The 16,514-nt window shown below is 40.7% G+C and carries 15 protein-coding genes; 13 read left to right on the top strand and 2 right to left on the bottom strand.

Features of this window, described 5'->3' with window-relative positions; translation table 11 throughout:
- Positions 1 to 6 precede the first annotated feature (6 nt).
- From IGI46_RS02600 to IGI46_RS02565, 8 genes are all read left to right on the top strand, one after another.
- Positions 7 to 765 carry an LPXTG cell wall anchor domain-containing protein gene (locus IGI46_RS02600; protein WP_429972779.1) on the top strand — a complete coding sequence of 253 codons (759 nt, stop codon included), beginning with the start codon at positions 7 to 9 and terminating at the stop codon, positions 763 to 765.
- On the top strand, positions 762 to 1,625 hold the full coding sequence (locus tag IGI46_RS02595; RefSeq protein ID WP_429972778.1) for a BsaA family SipW-dependent biofilm matrix protein: 864 nt from the start codon (positions 762 to 764) through the stop codon (positions 1,623 to 1,625). The genes IGI46_RS02600 and IGI46_RS02595 overlap by 4 nt, the downstream gene beginning before the upstream one ends.
- A 12-nt stretch (positions 1,626 to 1,637) precedes the next feature.
- Positions 1,638 to 2,276 carry a hypothetical protein gene (locus IGI46_RS02590; protein WP_207701447.1) on the top strand — a complete coding sequence of 213 codons (639 nt, stop codon included), beginning with the start codon at positions 1,638 to 1,640 and terminating at the stop codon, positions 2,274 to 2,276.
- 112 nt (positions 2,277 to 2,388) lie between these two features.
- Entirely contained in the window at positions 2,389 to 5,619 is a 3,231-nt protein-coding gene (locus IGI46_RS02585) for a hypothetical protein (protein WP_429972777.1), read from the top strand.
- Positions 5,620 to 5,816: 197 nt separating this feature from the next.
- Positions 5,817 to 6,560, top strand: a complete 744-nt coding sequence (locus IGI46_RS02580; RefSeq protein ID WP_429972776.1) for a recombinase family protein — start codon at positions 5,817 to 5,819, stop codon at positions 6,558 to 6,560.
- A 16-nt stretch (positions 6,561 to 6,576) separates the two neighbouring features.
- Entirely contained in the window at positions 6,577 to 7,335 is a 759-nt protein-coding gene (locus IGI46_RS02575) for a winged helix-turn-helix domain-containing protein (protein ID WP_429972775.1), read from the top strand.
- Between the two features lie 72 nt (positions 7,336 to 7,407).
- Positions 7,408 to 7,551, top strand: a complete 144-nt coding sequence (locus IGI46_RS02570; protein WP_429972774.1) for a hypothetical protein — start codon at positions 7,408 to 7,410, stop codon at positions 7,549 to 7,551.
- 57 nt (positions 7,552 to 7,608) lie between these two features.
- Complete coding sequence (locus IGI46_RS02565; RefSeq protein WP_429972773.1) at positions 7,609 to 8,316, top strand: GntR family transcriptional regulator; 708 nt, start codon at positions 7,609 to 7,611, stop codon at positions 8,314 to 8,316.
- A gap of 50 nt (positions 8,317 to 8,366) precedes the next feature.
- Here the strand turns inward: IGI46_RS02565 and IGI46_RS02560 are convergent, their stop codons facing one another.
- Positions 8,367 to 9,566 carry an enolase C-terminal domain-like protein gene (locus IGI46_RS02560; protein ID WP_429972772.1) on the bottom strand — a complete coding sequence of 400 codons (1,200 nt, stop codon included), beginning with the start codon at positions 9,564 to 9,566 and terminating at the stop codon, positions 8,367 to 8,369.
- 310 nt (positions 9,567 to 9,876) lie between these two features.
- On the opposite strand from IGI46_RS02560, the gene IGI46_RS02555 reads away from it, so the two are divergent.
- From IGI46_RS02555 to IGI46_RS02545, 3 genes are read left to right on the top strand one after another with little or no spacing between them, the layout of a single operon-like run.
- Positions 9,877 to 11,703 (top strand): glucose PTS transporter subunit IIA, encoded by a 1,827-nt coding sequence (locus IGI46_RS02555; protein WP_429972771.1) that lies wholly within the window; start codon positions 9,877 to 9,879, stop codon positions 11,701 to 11,703.
- A 20-nt stretch (positions 11,704 to 11,723) separates the two neighbouring features.
- Complete coding sequence (locus IGI46_RS02550; protein ID WP_207700916.1) at positions 11,724 to 12,377, top strand: bifunctional 2-keto-4-hydroxyglutarate aldolase/2-keto-3-deoxy-6-phosphogluconate aldolase; 654 nt, start codon at positions 11,724 to 11,726, stop codon at positions 12,375 to 12,377.
- Positions 12,370 to 13,368 carry a sugar kinase gene (locus IGI46_RS02545; RefSeq protein ID WP_429972770.1) on the top strand — a complete coding sequence of 333 codons (999 nt, stop codon included), beginning with the start codon at positions 12,370 to 12,372 and terminating at the stop codon, positions 13,366 to 13,368. Before IGI46_RS02550 ends, IGI46_RS02545 begins: the two co-directional genes overlap by 8 nt.
- Positions 13,369 to 13,416: 48 nt before the next feature.
- On the opposite strand, the gene IGI46_RS02540 is transcribed toward IGI46_RS02545, so the two are convergent.
- Positions 13,417 to 14,217, bottom strand: a complete 801-nt coding sequence (locus IGI46_RS02540) for a hypothetical protein (RefSeq protein WP_429972769.1) — start codon at positions 14,215 to 14,217, stop codon at positions 13,417 to 13,419.
- A 341-nt stretch (positions 14,218 to 14,558) separates the two neighbouring features.
- Between IGI46_RS02540 and IGI46_RS02535 the strand changes: the two genes are divergently transcribed.
- Together IGI46_RS02535 and IGI46_RS02530 are read left to right on the top strand one after the other, a co-directional pair.
- Positions 14,559 to 15,248 (top strand): response regulator transcription factor, encoded by a 690-nt coding sequence (locus IGI46_RS02535; protein WP_429972768.1) that lies wholly within the window; start codon positions 14,559 to 14,561, stop codon positions 15,246 to 15,248.
- Entirely contained in the window at positions 15,238 to 16,509 is a 1,272-nt protein-coding gene (locus tag IGI46_RS02530) for a HAMP domain-containing sensor histidine kinase (RefSeq protein ID WP_429972767.1), read from the top strand. Before IGI46_RS02535 ends, IGI46_RS02530 begins: the two co-directional genes overlap by 11 nt.
- Positions 16,510 to 16,514: the final 5 nt, after the last annotated feature.

The following is a 16,514-nucleotide window of genomic DNA, read 5'->3' as shown; positions in this document are numbered from 1 at the left end:
GAGTGAATGAACATGCGCAGAATACTTATTGGAATACTCAGTCTCTTCATTCTGTTCAGCGGTTCTCTAGCTGCTGAGGCAGCCAAAACACTTCCTCCTGGCTTGGTGATTGGTGATTCTGAAGGCATGTATGCTACTTCCGAGGGAGACTATTACATTGATTTAATGGGTATTCTCCCAGGAGAGGTGTATGAAAAGGAAATTACCATCCGCGGCTTAGACCTGGAAGACCCCTTTTCTCTAGGCCTGTTAGTGGAAGAAGTGGGCTCTAACGGATCTATTTTTTGGAAAGAGCATATCACCTTAACCCTCATTTTGGATGAAAAAGAAATCTATCAAGGACCTATTTTAGGCGATGGCAGTTTTGATTGGTCAAAAACCCCGTTGGAACTGGGCGTATGCAAGTACGGAACAGATAAACTATTGTTAGCACGCTTCACGATGGATGCACATCTTACCAATGAAGATTTGCGGGAACAAAGTAAGCTGGAGTTTTATTGGACCTTTGTGGGTACTAGGGATCAACCGAAAGAACCAACGAAGCCAACAGAACCCACAACACCAACACAAACGTCTGAATCGACAATCCCAAGTTCGCCTGGCGGATCAGGTAATTTACCATCCACTGGTCAAGGAATACCTTCTAACCGGAAGCTGTTGCCGCAAACCGGTGAGCAAATAGTTTATATGTTCTTAAGTGGTTTATTACTGGTAATGATCGCGTTGTTCTTATGGAAAAAACGGCAAGAGGAGGAGCAGGAATGAACCAAAAAGAAAAACGGCAACATCTTTTTCGTGTATTTCTCAAAAGCAAGCTGCTTTTTGCCTGCTTCTCGCTTGCTTTGAGTCTACTTTTGATTGTAGGCAGTACGTATGCTTGGATTACATCCGCAGATGAACGAGTGAACCGCGCCAACGCAAATCACAAAACCTTGTCTGCAATGATTGAGGAAGACTTTAATCGAGTTTACGATTGGGCACCCGGAGTAACGAAAACAAAAAAGATAAAGGTAACCAATAATGGAGAGATTCCGACAATTGTTCGTTTATCTTTGACGGAATTCTTTGTCAGTTTTGAAGTAGATACTTCAGATAATCATCGTCTGGATGCCAATCCACAAAACAATCTGAATGGTAATGGGAATCTGAAAATTTTTGACAGCTTTACAACTCTGATTGATGTAAAAAGAACTGAAACATGGGTAGTGGGTAACACTTATGAAGTAAATTCCAATACTTACTACAAGGCAAATACGGCGTTAATCGATCAACCTTATGCATATGGTGGAGCGCGTACGCTGCCTCTATCCGCATTTAAATTGAACTTTACTGCGAATAAGGTTTTTGATACACCGGGTGCAACGAGTGGGAAAGACAACTATTGGTATTACGAAGATGGGTATTTTTACTACTCAGAAATTCTGCAGCCAAAGGAATCCACTACTGATCTGATGGAAAGTGTTTCACTGAATGCAGGATATGCCAATCAATACAAAGGGGCATTGTATAAGCTGGTTCCGGAAATGGAAGCCCATGATCTTTCTAAGGATTTGATTGCTGATTGGGGAATCAATCCTGCAAGTGATCATGCCTACAATCTTTATAAAGATAAATTAGCCAAGTAAAGGAGGAGCAAGATGAAGCAGCGAAGAAAAGCTCGTCGCACGTTATACCTTGTTATTGCATTCAGCTGTCTCCTCCTACTAATTGGTGGAAGTTATCTAGTGTATGCAGCAATGACAGCAACGGATCGCGAAGAAAACGATTTTCGCGTTGGTCAGGTAGAAACAAAGATCATAGAAGATTTCGAATTCCGAACGGAAATACCTAAAGATGTTTCGATAAAAAAAGAAGTCTCAATCAAAAATACCGGAACTATTAATCAGTTCATTCGAGTAATGGTTTCTCCACAGGTACAAGCAGAAATAGCTGGTGATATCCAAAACAAGCAGATTCTACCATTGAAAATTGGAACAGATTTGATTCTAGAAGAAATGACTGCATCGGATTGGCTAGATGGTGGAGACGGTTATTACTATTACATTAAGGAAGCCGTTAAACCTGGAAAAGAAACCAGCGAGTTATTCAAGAAAGTAAAGCTTTCAGATCAATTAAGAGATCAGTACCACGGTTCCAAATTGATGATCATTTTGAAGGCCGAAACGATTAATTGTGCAGAGTTTGCTTACCGTGATTCATGGTGGCAAGGAAACACACCCACCACAGGTTCACTAAAAGATGTAGATGATGCACTAAAAACAAAGGTTGATAAATAGGGATACAGTTTTCTGTGTCCCTTCATACAAAAGTGCAGCACTCATGAGATGAGTGTTTTATCAAGTAGAACATTGATTTGATAAGTGTTGAAGGGAAAGGGATTGATAAGAAATGAAAAATAGGGCGAAAAAAAGAACGAATTATCATTCTCGAATTGTTTTGGGAGTTTTGGTAGCAATGATGGCTCTAGCTGGACTGTTTGCATTTTTTATTAGTAAAGATGCGCCTAAAAAAGAAACGATCGAAGCCTCTGAAGTAGTAACTGCTGGAGATTTCCGATTAACGGCAGACAATCGATGGGATGGGACTGATAAAAAAAGCTATGCTGAGTTGAAATGGGATGATGTTCCTGATTTGAGTTCAGAAGGGTATCGCCTGTATCAATCAGAGGATGGAACTACTTGGGATATGCGTTCTACTAGGTATGGGGATGCGATTAAGGTGTTGAATATTTATCCGGATATTTATCCTAATAATATTCGGAATTGGATGAACGATCCAACTGTAGGTATGGGATTAATTGATGTTACACCGGTTTCCCTCACAGATTTTAACAATAATTCTAAAACTGATCCCACCGGTTTTTTAAAAAATGTCCAGGGAGAGTATCAATATGATGTTGTTTTTGTGGGAACAGCTGATGCTAATAATAATATATCTTTTAATAAAGAAGCTGTGGATAGACTTATTGAGTTTATTGAAGCGGGAAGAGGTTTGCTGGTTGGTCATGATGTTCTATCTGGTAATACAAGGGGGTGGATGGGATTAACTGCCGATTTGACTAAAAATAATCGTTTAGCTCCCTATTTAGGAATTGGACTCAGAAATCAAGCGGTCCTAGGAGAAAATTTTCCTTTTTCTGAGAAAGTAGTCGTTAGAAATAACGGGTATCTGATGAAATATCCTCACGAACTAGAAAATGATATGGAACTTAGTATTCCAACAACCCATTCTTTTGGGCAAGTTGCTGGGAGTTCACACAAAGGGACTGTCTGGTTAAGCTTTAAGGATCCATATGTTAACGGAGGTGGTACTTTCTATGATTCACCCACTTCTACAACCAATTTCTATTTAGTAACAAACGGAAATGCGGGGATGATTCAAACAGGACATATGAACGGGAGTTCAACTGTTGATGAACGAAAAATAATTGCCAATACTTTATACAACTTGGCACAGATTACATTGGAATCCAAAGCCAATGATTATACTGTGCTAGATAATGAAAAACCTGAAAAACCAAAATTTGTCATTCGATGTGGAGACGAAAAAAACGTAAATGTTCAAGTGGATGCTACGGACAAAGGAAAAGAATATCAATGGTACATTGAAGCAAATACGAAAAGTAGTGGAGTAAAAACTTCAGATAAAGTAAAAGAAACGGTTACTAGTAACATTGCAGGCTATTTCTATGAAGTTTCAAACTCTTCTGTTTCGACTTTAGCCGCCCAAGTAGAATCTAAAAAGGATGCTTTTGGCCGAATAGATCCCAGTGAATTCGATTTATATGTAGCTCCAAATGATGACTCAGTGAAGTATGAAACGGCAACAAGTTTTACACTATCAGAGAAAAATACTTCTGGAAAATATGTCCATGTACTTGCAGTAGATCGTGCCAACAATGTGGGAACTGTTTCCAGCCAGCAAATCAAAGATATGATTCAACCAGTTGACTTTGAAATCGAACGAACTGGTAATGAAGCAAAATTAGTGGAGATGGCTGTCGATCCTACAATGGATAACAAGATGAAATCAATTGAAGTTCAAATTCCGAAAAATACAGAGATCAAAGATTTCTCTTCGCTAGCTTTGCCAACGGATTGGTATTCTTTCGAGAACAGTGAAACTACGGACTACTACTCCTTCAGCTTTGCGATGGAAACAAATAATAGTGCAGCAACTATTCAAACATTTCTTGAAGGGTTACGATTTACGATAAAAAGTCCTGTCAATTCTTCTGGAAATATTAAAATAATTCTCCATGAAGAAGCTTATACGTATTGGATTGATCCTAGTGGAAAGCGGCATTACTATGCATTTATTCCTGAGGTGCATACTTGGATGGAGGCCTATAATCGAGCCAAAACGATGTCTTATCGCGGGTTAACAGGCTATCTTGCTACTTTGTCCTCAGAACAAGAACATGATTTTGTTTATGATAACATCGGAAAAACCTTTGGCTGGTTGGGAGGTACTAGGCTGAGAATGACCACACCTACAGCTAAACGGATTGATGATGAATCCTATCTCTCTCCTAATATCGCTCACTACACTTTTGCAGCTGGTACAGCAAGTGATTGGTATTGGGCGAATGGGCCGGAGAAAGGGTTGGTTTTCTTTGATAAAGTAAGATTTACTGAAGGTGGGAAATCTCCTGTAGGTACGTATAATGGATTCAATAATGTAGATAATAATCCGGGAACTCCCAGAACTGAACCAAATAGTGGGGGAACAGGAGAATACGTCTTGCAGTTTGCCCAAGCAAACGAGACAAAGTATTGGAATGACATACCGCATGATGGAACTAATCATGTTGCCGGCTTCTATATCGAATTCTCTGAATATGGTGGTCAAACAGAAGGGGACGAAATTACAGATGTTTGCTGGAATGCAGCAATTCCACAAAAAATCTCTTTAAAAGCTTATGATGAGCAAGGGACGGCTTTAACTGATGGAGATATTATTTTTGATCAGCGATTGAGACTTGAACAAGCGGTCACTGTTCAACCAAAAAGCTTAGAATTTTATAGTTTTATTGAAGCACAGGAACTAGATAATACACCTAGAGGGTTGAACTATACGGTTTCTAAAACATACCAAGAAGGAAAACTTATATACTCCTTGCGCAAAGCTATTTTACATGTTCGTCAGGTAATTAATGGTCCACTGAACGAACTAGTTGTTCCTAGTGAAGGCTATGTTACGGTACAGAACAATTTGTACAATAGCGGATCACCTAGCTTGGATGCCAATTATAAAGCAGATATGACTGTTCCTTCAGGAAAACAGGGCGACAATCCTAATTTTAGCAACTGGGTCATTTCTACGAATCACCTGACGAGTGTTCAAGATGAGGTTCATTTATCTGTTACTGTTCCGGAGTTTTATCAGTATGAGGGCTTCTATTTAACGGATGAGGCCAGTGATCCAAATGGTGCAAGTCATGTTAGCAATAGTTCAAAAACGACTGGAATTGTATCGTTGGGGCGTGGAACCATTGATGCTCAAAAAGAATTTTGGCTGACGTTGTATCTTAAACCGACGGAAGAAAATCAAGGAAAGCCTCAGCCCTATAGTTGGGATTATAGCCATAATGACTTAGGAAAAATTAAAACCAAATAAGTGAAAGAGGCGAGGCATAGAATGGTCTATCTGTTATTACTTATCTTAGGCCTGATCGTATTAGTCCAAAGCTATTTATTGTTCTCGCTGATGAAAGATCAACGAGACTTGCAAGGGAAAGTTAATCGACTATTAAGAAAACAGCCACGGTCAGCAACGACTGTGGGGAAAACTCCAATAGAAAGAGGAAGGACACGATGAATCTTGGCTATGCACGTGGGTACCAGATTACCCAACAACTGGATATGCTGGAAGACTATCCGGTGGACGAACTCTTTTCTGACGGGCATCAAGAGGTCGAAGCCCTAGATTCGCCAACAAGTGAGTTTCAGGCGCTGTTGAATTTTGCTCAACCTGGAGATCATTTGATTGTTGCTTCATGGGAAGTAATTTCCAGAGATTACCGTCAGTTATTGGCCTGTCTTGGTCAGCTGGAAACCTTAGAAATGACCTTAGATGTGTTGAACTTACCGCAGTTGAGCATTAAAGAGTGGCGACAGATTTTTCGCTGGTCACTGAAGAATGATCGTTTGCTGCATCCGGTCCTAGTTAAGGCGGGCAAGGAACGCGACCGCAGCAAGGATGCGTATTCTTTGTTTAGTAAAGAACCGGAGGCACGCAAATTGTATCGTGAGATTATCTGGCTGCTGGTGGAAAAAAATTCTGTTCGAAAAGTGGCTCAGCAGAAGCGGATACCGATTGAAACAGCTTATCGTATCCAGCAGGAATTAAAACAGATTCAACTAGCGATCATCCTAGTTATTTGTTTCCTACTGGCGATTTTTAGTATTAAATTAGCAGAATCGTATTTTGATCAGCTATGGATACAAATTGCTATTTGTGTAGTTGTGACGTTGGTTATTTTGTGGAATGTCTTAATCGATACTGAAGAAATTGAAGACAAACCACCAATTAAAGAGAAAAAAACTTCAAAAACCTAAAGAGAAGGTGAATCCAATGCAACATGTACTTATTTTGACGAAAAACTCATTGGCAGAAGAAACTATAATTAGTAAATTACAACGGATGAATTGTGAAATTTTGTGTTCGACCGATATGCTTTATCGACTGCAGCAAGGCTCCGTTAGCCCTTTTTTATCTTATTTTCAATGGGTTATCTTAAGTGAAAGTCTTTGTCATTCAGAGGTTGAGCAAATTCTAGGTCTGCTGAAAAACCATCAGTTGATGATTTTACGGATGGTGGAGAATTATCCTAATGAAGAAGAACAAGCTTATTGGCAAGAGCAAGGAATTTCGGAATGGCTGGGCAAAGACATCAGCTACGAAACCTTACGGGAAAAAGTAAATGAATTAAATAAACAGCTGGAATCAAAAGCGTCTGTAGGAAATCAAATTCTTTCTTTTCCTCACCAGAGCGAGCTAGTTGAACAGAATGATTTGAAGCTGCTGCTGAAGAGTTTCTCGAAGACCGAACTAAAAGTGTTTGAACACTTGATTGAAGCCTATCCGAGGAGTGGAGTGCTTTCCCGCAAAGAATTGTGTGAACATCTTTGGCGAGATGGCGACACCCCATCAAATATGAGTCAATTGTCTTGTCTAATTAACAAACTAAAACGCAAATTTGAATTGCATGGGATTTCTGGTGAAACGATCACTACACTCTGGGGAAGAGGTTATAAATTAAGTAGTGGCTTTTATGACTATTGGCTGCTAGGATCACAGCAACTAGAAAATTTACGCTACGCAACGATTTAAGGCTGTGGGACGCTCAATCTACATTTGATTGAGCTTCTTTTCTAATTAGTGAATATGTAACATATACATAGCATGTCTTTTTATTTTCAGTCGTTATTGGTTATCCTACCCAATAATTTGTGCGAAGTGGAAAGAGTAAATAGACGTTTGTTCAAAATGGAACTGTTTTACAACGGGGTAATCAAACAACTGCCGATTTTTGAGTTTGCTTATTAACTTTTCAGCGGATTCCATGTATAGTAACAGTATTAAAGGATACAAAGGAGTCCCTCCATGAAAAAACGCGAATTCATTGTGCAAGATTTGCTTAGTAAAATATATCAAGAAGAGTTTAAAAACGGTAAGCTGCCGAATCAGCGGGATTTAGCACAGATTTATGGAGTGTCGCGCTTTACTATTCAGCAAGCCGTAAAAAATTTGGAGGAAATCGGGATTGTGCGGGTAGTTCAAGGCTCGGGGATCTTTGTCCATGAGAAATGGGTCAAGAATCCGTTGATTTTTAACTCGTTGACTCGGACACCCTATGATCGAATTGACTCTAAAATGATTGAGTTGAAAAGGGCACCAGCAACCTTGGAGGAGCAAAAAATTTTCCAGATTGATGCAGAAGATGAAATCTGGACTTTTGAGCGGATTCGAATTGTCAATTATAAGATTGAGCAGCTGGAAATCTCTAAGCTGCCGGTTTCAATGTTTCCTGAGTTTTCCCAAGAGGCTGTGGAGCATTCGATTCAAAATTACGTAGAAAAACAAGGATATCGTATCTCTCATTACATCACCAGCTATGATCCGATTACTACCAATAAGGAACAGTCGCGCCTGCTTTTATGCAAGCGCGGAACACCAGCGATGCAGATCACGAATCGGGCAATCTTAGAAGATGGTCAGGTCTACGAATACAGCAGTATTATTGCGATTGATTACTCAGTGACCTATATCCGACCTTTTGACCGGGAAATTCATCGTTCACGAATAGACTAAACCTCACGAATCTCAAGTCATTTACTTGAGATTCGTGAGGTTCCTTTTTGTTATGGCGTTACAATTGTTCCGTCAGGTGTCCGGCTTTGTGTCCATTCATGAGGACGGTAAACGACTGGGTGCTCTTCAGCTAATTCTTCATTAAAGGTTACACCGATTCCGCTTTGTTCAATCGGGTAGAAGAATCCTTTTTCTGGTGCTGGAATATTGCCGAACAGGTTGCGAGTATTTTCGGGAATATCAATGTTTTCCTGAATCGCTGCATTGTGCAGGTGAATGTTCAAATGAGTATTCACCGCTAAACCAACTGGGCTGATATCGGATGGCGTATGCCAAGCAATTCGGACGCCCATTGCCTCACAGAAATGAGCCAGTTTCAATGCGGGTGTAATCCCGCCAATTTGAGAAACGTGTGCCCGCATAAAGTCGATTTGACGGTTACGTACAAGTTCTTTCCATTCCATCGGGTTGTTGAACAGCTCGCCAGTAGCAATTGGCGTTGCCGATTGGTTGCGTAATTGAGCCAACCATTCATTTTGATTTGGCGGTAAAATATCCTCTAAAAAGAATAGATTGTATGGCTCAGTTGCTTTAGCAAATTGAATCGCTTGATTCGGATGCAGACGTTCGTGCACATCATGCAGCATTTGAAACTGATTGCCATATTTTTCTTTCACAGCTTTAAACATTTTTAAGGTTGTTTGCATATAATCCTCTTGGTCGAAGTAAGAACCTTTAATTGGCTGCTCTGGTGTTTGAAGATTCTCAGGATTGCCGCCGTAGAATCCTAATTGACAACGGATATAACGATAACCTTCTGCTAGAAATTTATCGATTTCTCCATAAAGATCGTCCAAATTGTCTGCAACTGCATGAGTATAAGCAGGAATAGCAGTACGAGCTTTTCCACCTAATAGTTGGTACAATGGCATATCAGCCAATTTGCCTTTGATATCCCACAAAGCCATATCCACACCAGAGATTGCATTGTTGGTGATAGGCCCATTGCGCCAGTAAGAATTCACGTTCATTACTTGCCAGATGTCTTCGATTTGGTTGGCATCGCGACCGATTAGCAGCGGCTTCAAGTATTCTTCTACCACTGTTTGAACGGCTAACGGTCGGAACTGAAAGGTACCGCAGCCAAGGCCTGATACCCCTTTGTCGGTTTCAACTTTGACCACTAATAGATTGTGGCGATCTGGTTTGATTGCAAAGCTTTTTATATCAGTAATAATAGTTGGTGTCATTTTAATCACTCCAATTTTGTAATACGAATCATTTCCACACTCATTGAAACATGGATACCCAAGCGGTGTCAATTTGGTCTAAAAAATACCAGCTTGACAGTATAAAACCAGTCCAATTTTTCTTAAAAATATTTTGAAACGTTGACATATAGCGGTTTCTGATATAAAAATAGTAAAAAGGACTGGTTTTACAAGTTGGGAATACCATGCTACTATGTGAGGGTGAAAACGGAATCACAATTCTCAGGCGAAGTTGACTAGTCCGAGCCTGAATCACTTGTTCCGTAAGAACTAAGGAGGGCTACTAAAAATGAAACATGAAGATATTGCAAAACAGATTATAAAAGATGTCGGCGGAGCAGATAACATCAATAATGCTTGGCATTGTATGACCCGCTTACGCTTTAACCTAAAGGATGAGAAGAAGGTCGATTATGCGGCTTTAGAAAAGATTCCTAAAGTAGTAGGAACCAAATATCAAAGTGATCAATTACAGGTAGTTATTGGAACGGACGTAGCTGATTACTTTGCACCGCTTGCTAAAGAATTAGGCTTGGATGAGAATAGCCAGCAAGAAAATACTGAGAAAAAAGGCGCAGTTTCCTTGTTTATGGATACTGTATCAGGGGTATTCGGACCAATCGTGCCTGCGATTGCCGGTGCTGGAATGATCAAAGGATTGATGGCAGGGTTAGTTGCGTTAAATGTCATCTCGAACCAAACAGATACTTATTTAGTGATTGATATGATTGCCAGCGGCGTATTTACATTCTTGCCATTTTTCGTTGCCGCTTCTGCTGCCCGAATTTTCAAAACGAACCAATATTTGGCGATTGCGATTGCAGCAACTTTACAGTTTCCAACGATGACTAATGCGGTCGCTGAAGGAAATGTTTCAGCTTTCCAATTATTCGGGTTAGTCCCAGTTCCGGTCTTTAACTATGCAGGAACAGTTATTCCGATTATCTTTGCAGTGTTGGCTTTAAGCTACATTTATCGTTGGGTAGACAAGATCTTGCCACAAGTTTTACGAACGGTATTTACCCCAACAATTTCCTTGTTCGTGGCTGGTTTAGTTACGTTAACAGTTATTGGACCAATTAGTATCCATTTAGGAAATCTGTTGGCTGCAGGTGTTGCTGGTCTGTTCACGATTTCACCAGTGTTAGCAGGGATTGTCGTAGGTGCGATTCGACCAATTGCCATCTTTACTGGTTTACACCATGCCATGACACCAATTGCTTTGCAGAACTTTGCGAACCAAGGTTATGATATGTTAATGCCTATGATGTTTATGGCAAATATGGCGATTACTGGTGCCACAGCAGCTATTTATACAAAAGTAAAAACCAAAGAAGAAAAATCAATCGTTTTATCTTCTGCAGTATCAGGAATTTTAGGAATTACCGAGCCAGCTCTATTCGGTATTTTATCAAAATACAAAAAAGCCTTTATCGCGGCCACTATCGGAAGCTCAGTTGCATCAGCATTTATCAGCTTCTTCGGGGTTCGGATTTATGGCTACATTTTATCAAGTATTTTCAGCTTGCCAGCTTATATTGGGCAATATTTCATCTTTGCAGTGTTAGGAATCATCATTGCATTGGTTCTGTCTTTTGCCCTAACTTACATGATGGTACCAAAGGAAATGGATGAAGATGCTGAGTTAACCAATGAAGTTGATCTACATGCCGTTTCAAAAGGTGCATATGTTCCTTTAGAAGATGTACCAGATGAAGTTTTTTCAACTAAAATGATGGGTGAAGGTTTTGCTATTAAGTCAACTGATGGTGCGGTGTTCTCACCAGTTTCCGGTACAGTGACTACCGTTTTTCCTTCAAAACATGCAATTGGAATCAAAACCAGCAATGGTGTAGAGGTTTTAGTTCACATGGGAATTGATACAGTTGCTTTAAATGGTCAAGGCTTTGAGGTATTTGTCAAAGAAGGCGACCAAGTATCGGTTGAAACAAAACTGGCACAAATGGATTTAGATTATATTCGCAATCAAGGAAAAGAAACAATGATCATTGTTGTGATTACCAATATGGATCGTGTCCTGTCATTTTCAGGTATGCGGGATCTAGAAGGCCAACATCCAGCAGGAACTTTGTTGGAACGGGCAGTTCTTAATTAATAGACTGGAGACGTTTGAGTATGAAACGAGTAGAAATTTTATCACGTTTAGAAAAAGCTGGAGTCATTGCTGTCGTACGAGGAAAAGATCAGGCTGAAGCTGTAAAAGCTAGTCATGCGATTATTGAAGGTGGCGTAATCGGAATCGAAGTAACATTCACGGTGCCGAACGCTCAAGCAGCAATTCAGGAGTTAGCGGATGCGTATCGTGGACAAGAGGTTGTGATCGGAGCAGGAACAGTATTGGATGTTGTGACTGCCCGTTTGGCTATCATGGCGGGGGCGGAATTTATTGTCAGCCCTAGCTTTAACGCTGAAACTGCTGAGCTATGCAACCTTTACCAAATTCCATATCTGCCAGGCTGTATGACGATTACTGAAATGCAAACAGCTTTAAAGAGCGGTGCGGACATTATTAAGCTGTTCCCAGGTAGTGCTTATGGTCCAAGTATTGTGTCAGCAGTCAAAGCACCATTGCCGCATATTAACCTGATGCCAACAGGCGGCGTTAGTCTGGAAAATATGGCTACCTGGTTTGAAGCTGGTGTAGTGGCTGTGGGAGTTGGCGGCAATTTGTTGGCACCAGCAGCTGAAGGTGACTTTGCCAAGGTAACGGAGATTGCTCAGCAATATGCTGCAAAGCTGGCTGAAATTAGAGGAATTACTCATGGCTAGAATCGTTTGTCTAGGGGAAATTATGATGCGCTTATCCGCTGAGGTCGGCACACGCTTGAATCAAACCAATCAGCTAGATGTTTTCTATGGTGGTGGTGAGGCAAACGTAGCCGTTTCTCTGGCAAACTATGGTCATCACGTCCAATATGCCAGCAAGGTAGCAGATAATGCCTTCGGACAAGCTGTAGAAAGGCATTTGCACAGCTCCGGTGTTGCTACTGACTTTTTATTAAAAGGATCTGGTCGGCTGGGTACTTATTATGTGGAGCAAGGGATTGGTCAGAAGGCGACTAAAGTAGTGTACGATCGTCAAGGTTCAGCTTTTGCTTTGATGGATAAACTTGAATGGGCTGTGCATGATTTGTTTGCGGATGCGGATGTCTTCCATGTTTCAGGCATTACACCAGCTCTTTCTGAAGACTGGAGCAAGTTGACAATTCAATTGATGCAAGCAGCTAAAGCAGCCGATTGTAAGGTCAGCTTTGACAGCAATTATCGTCAAACATTGTGGACACAACAAGCAGCAGGTGAGTTTTTACAAAAGGCTTTGCCTTATGTAGATTATTGCTCAACTGGCCACATGGATGCGATTCATTTGTTGGGAATTGAAGAGAAAACAGAAGCTGATGTAACACACTATTATCAAGCGATGCAAAAGCTTTTCCCAAACATCGAAGTCTTCTTTTCGACTAAGCGGACAGTTCATTCGACTAGTGTAAATGAATTACAGGGAAACTTGTGGATCAAGGACCAGTGTTACACGTCGAAAAACTATGTCATTGATCCTATTGTTGATCGAATCGGTGGTGGAGATGCCTTTACTGGTGGAATCCTTCACGGTCTATTAACCGAAATGAATCCGCAGGAAACGATTGAGTTTGCGACGGCTGCTGCTGTCCTGAAGCACTTTATTAAAGGTGATTGCAACCAGTACAGTGAAGATGAAGTACGACAGTTTATGAACAGCGAAAGTGCGAAGATTAGTAGATAAAAAAACAGCAACCAGTTACTTTCGATTGAGAGTAACTGGTTGCTGTTTTTAGTAACAAATCTTGCAAGGTGTAAGATTGCCTACGCTATCAAGTGAGACTTCTTCAACCGAATTGGCATTGCTTAAGCCTCGGCAGCCTGAATTTGAATGGTATTTCGTTCCAGATTGAGGTGCAATGAAAACCGTTTGAACCTGTGGCTGCGCTTGAGCTTGAGCAGCCGCTTGTTGGGCTTCTGCTTCGGCCTGCTGTTGGGCAGCGAGAGCTGCTTGTTGCTGGGCCGCAGCCGCCTCTTGAGCGATTCGTTCTTGCTCCGCTTTTTGTGCTGCTTCCCGAGCTTGTTGTTGTTCTAAAGCAACGCGCTCTGCTTCAGCCTTTTGCTGTTCTTCAATCTTTTGCGCCTCTTCAGCTTTTCGTTGTTCCTCGGCTATTTTTTTCTGTTCTTCTTTTCTTTTAGCCTCCGCTTGTTTTTCTGCTTCCAGTTTTGCTTTGCTAGAGGAAGCGGTGGTCTTTTTGCTTTCTTTGGTTGTTTGACTAGTTGATTCTGAAGTGGAAGAATCACTTGTTTCTTTTGTACTTTTATCCACTGCGGCTATCTGTTCCTTAGTTGCAGAATTCTCGCTGGCAGGAAGCATTGCGAAACCAGCGATGGTTACCGCAAAGGCAACAGCTGCGGTGACAATTGCTTTTTTAGCCTTACGATTATCTTTTTTTATCAGGAATAAAATCATCGCACCAACTGCTCCGATAAAAGCAGCTAGACCTGCTAATATGATAAAGACACTCCCTAAAGCGAAACACAATCCAATCAGAATAACTCCTGCAACTATTTTCCCCGTATTCTTTTTCATCTTCTTTCCTTTCTTTGAACAAAAATTCTCGTTAAATAGTTCAGCATTTCCCCAAATGCGTACTTAGTAAAATAATACTATATTTAATAATAAAAGATAAAGTAGAATTTGTTTAAGCAAATAACGGATTGGGATTATTTAGAAGTTAAGACTAAGAAAGAAATGAAATTATTAAGCATGACTTTTAGATGAAAATCACTAATTCTTAGCTGATTTATTTGTTTGAATTGCCAGGAATCATTAAGAATTCGGGATTTTTTTATGATCTTTTTGAATGAACTGCTTTTATAGGCTGATTTTATGGCATACTAATCAGAAAATGTCGCAGAGGAGAGACAAAGATGACGAAGCTATTGATTGTAGATGATGAGGCAGATATTCGGGAGCTGGAAAGAATGCTGCTGACATCTTATGTAGATGAAATTATTGAGGCGGAAAATGGCCAAGAAGCTTTGTCTATGATGGATCAAGAGGTGGCTCTGATTATTATGGATTATATGATGCCTAAGATGAACGGTGTGGATGCGGTAAAGAAAATCCGCAAGTCGTATTCTGTTCCAATTCTTTTTATCTCTGCCAAGGGTCAAGAATACGATAAAATTGTCGGCTACTCTGCGGGGGCAGATGATTATTTAGTTAAACCCTTTTCTCCTCAGGAATTGCAGTTGAAGGTTCAGGCAATGCTGCGGCGTTACTTAAATTATAGTAGTTCGCAAACTCAAACGAATCAGTCAATTAATATTCGAGATATGGTATTGCATCCGAAAACACGCAAGGTTATTTTGGCTGATCAGGAAGTTACCTTAACAGGAAAAGAATTTGATATTCTACAGCTGCTGGCAGAGTCGCCAGCACATGTTTTTTCAGCGGAAGCGATCTATGAGGCTGTGTGGCAGGAACCCTATTTTTACAGTTCCAGCAGTACGATTATGACTCATATAAAAAAACTGCGGCAAAAAATTGAAAAGGACCCGAAAAAACCTCAGTATATTTTAACCGTGTGGGGAGTGGGGTATAAGATTGAACAATAAAAAAACCACCTTTCCTAAAGAAATTTTTCGCTATCTGATTCTAAGTATCTTGAGCGGTGCAATCCTATTCTTCTTGCTGTTTTTAAGCAATCAAGCGTTGTACCACCAGGTGATTCAACCACAAATGGAAAAGAAGGATTTTTCAGAAGCGACCACCGAGTTTCAAGAATTTGTAAGTCAGCAGGAGGCGGACAGCTTAGGCCGGTTTACTTGGCAATCCTCAGACGGAACGGTCTTTTACTTGCGCAATGACTCCGAAAATAGAAATGAACCGAAATTCCATAAAGAACCAGCAGGGCCAATGGAGGAGCGGCGGCCATTAGGGACAGAAAAATCCGCTGCAATTACTTATTCGGATGGGGAAACAAAAACCACCTTTTTAGTAGTTGAGAATCGTTGGCCGATGTATATCGGGATTGTAGCAGCAGTAGTTTTGGGGCTGCTCTTTGCGATCGTCTTGTTTTATCACCAATTATTGAATAAGGCGAAATACATGCACCAAATTGAAAAGGGAACAATTATTTTGGAGGCGGGTGATCTGGACTATCGAATTGCCGAAGAAGGGCATGATGAACTGACACAGATTGCGGCCAGCATTAATCGAATGAGTGAATCTCTTAGCGAGAAGATCGTTCTGGAAGCGAAAGCTACCCAAGCGTCACGAGAAATTATCAGTGACCTAAGTCATGATATCCGTACTCCGCTTACCATTTTAAGCGGTTATCTGCCGGTGCTGCTAGAAACCGACTTAACTGAAGAGCAGCGAAAATATTTGAATTTGATTCATAAAAAGACCCAACAGATGAATACTCGGGTGAATGATCTGCTGGAGTATGCAACGATTTTTTCTGGTCAACGTCCATTAGAGCTGCAAACGATCGACAGTCGAATGCTGTTTGAACAATTCATTACGGAGCTGCTGCCGATTGCAGAGGTCAGCTACGAACTGACTATTCCCCCACAGGTTAAATTGGTGGGAGATATGAGCTTGCTAGAGCGCTTGTTCGACAATCTTATTTCTAACATTAACCAGCATGCTGATCTTGAGAAGGAGGTCAATATCCAGATTTGTGTTCAGAATGAACAGCTTTTGATGACAATCAGAAATGCCATTGGCGGATCAGATTCAAGTATTGGAAAGTCCTTAGGGGTGAAAATTTCTACGATGATCGTAGAACTGCATCAAGGGTGCATGACCAGTAAAACACTTGGGGAAATCTATCAAACGGAGATCATTCTTCCTGTAAAGTGGACGAACTAACTGAA

Source organism: Enterococcus sp. AZ163 (assembly GCF_050498925.1).
In the GTDB taxonomy this organism is placed as follows: Bacteria; Bacillota; Bacilli; order Lactobacillales; family Enterococcaceae; genus Enterococcus_A; species Enterococcus_A ferrettii.
The sequence above is the reverse complement of the archived record's forward strand: the minus strand, read 5'-3'. Positions and strand labels throughout refer to the sequence as shown.

Coding starts and splice junctions, on each gene's coding strand:
- IGI46_RS02550 (WP_207700916.1), top strand. CDS start 11,724: ATGAAACGAGTAGAAATTTTATCACGTTTAGAAAAAGCTGGAGTCATT.
- IGI46_RS02565 (WP_429972773.1), top strand. CDS start 7,609: ATGAAAAAACGCGAATTCATTGTGCAAGATTTGCTTAGTAAAATATAT.
- IGI46_RS02535 (WP_429972768.1), top strand. CDS start 14,559: ATGACGAAGCTATTGATTGTAGATGATGAGGCAGATATTCGGGAGCTG.
- IGI46_RS02540 (WP_429972769.1), bottom strand. CDS start 14,217: ATGAAAAAGAATACGGGGAAAATAGTTGCAGGAGTTATTCTGATTGGA.
- IGI46_RS02590 (WP_207701447.1), top strand. CDS start 1,638: ATGAAGCAGCGAAGAAAAGCTCGTCGCACGTTATACCTTGTTATTGCA.
- IGI46_RS02545 (WP_429972770.1), top strand. CDS start 12,370: ATGGCTAGAATCGTTTGTCTAGGGGAAATTATGATGCGCTTATCCGCT.
- IGI46_RS02570 (WP_429972774.1), top strand. CDS start 7,408: ATGTCTTTTTATTTTCAGTCGTTATTGGTTATCCTACCCAATAATTTG.
- IGI46_RS02600 (WP_429972779.1), top strand. CDS start 7: ATGAACATGCGCAGAATACTTATTGGAATACTCAGTCTCTTCATTCTG.
- IGI46_RS02595 (WP_429972778.1), top strand. CDS start 762: ATGAACCAAAAAGAAAAACGGCAACATCTTTTTCGTGTATTTCTCAAA.
- IGI46_RS02555 (WP_429972771.1), top strand. CDS start 9,877: ATGAAACATGAAGATATTGCAAAACAGATTATAAAAGATGTCGGCGGA.
- IGI46_RS02585 (WP_429972777.1), top strand. CDS start 2,389: ATGAAAAATAGGGCGAAAAAAAGAACGAATTATCATTCTCGAATTGTT.
- IGI46_RS02560 (WP_429972772.1), bottom strand. CDS start 9,566: ATGACACCAACTATTATTACTGATATAAAAAGCTTTGCAATCAAACCA.
- IGI46_RS02580 (WP_429972776.1), top strand. CDS start 5,817: ATGAATCTTGGCTATGCACGTGGGTACCAGATTACCCAACAACTGGAT.
- IGI46_RS02575 (WP_429972775.1), top strand. CDS start 6,577: ATGCAACATGTACTTATTTTGACGAAAAACTCATTGGCAGAAGAAACT.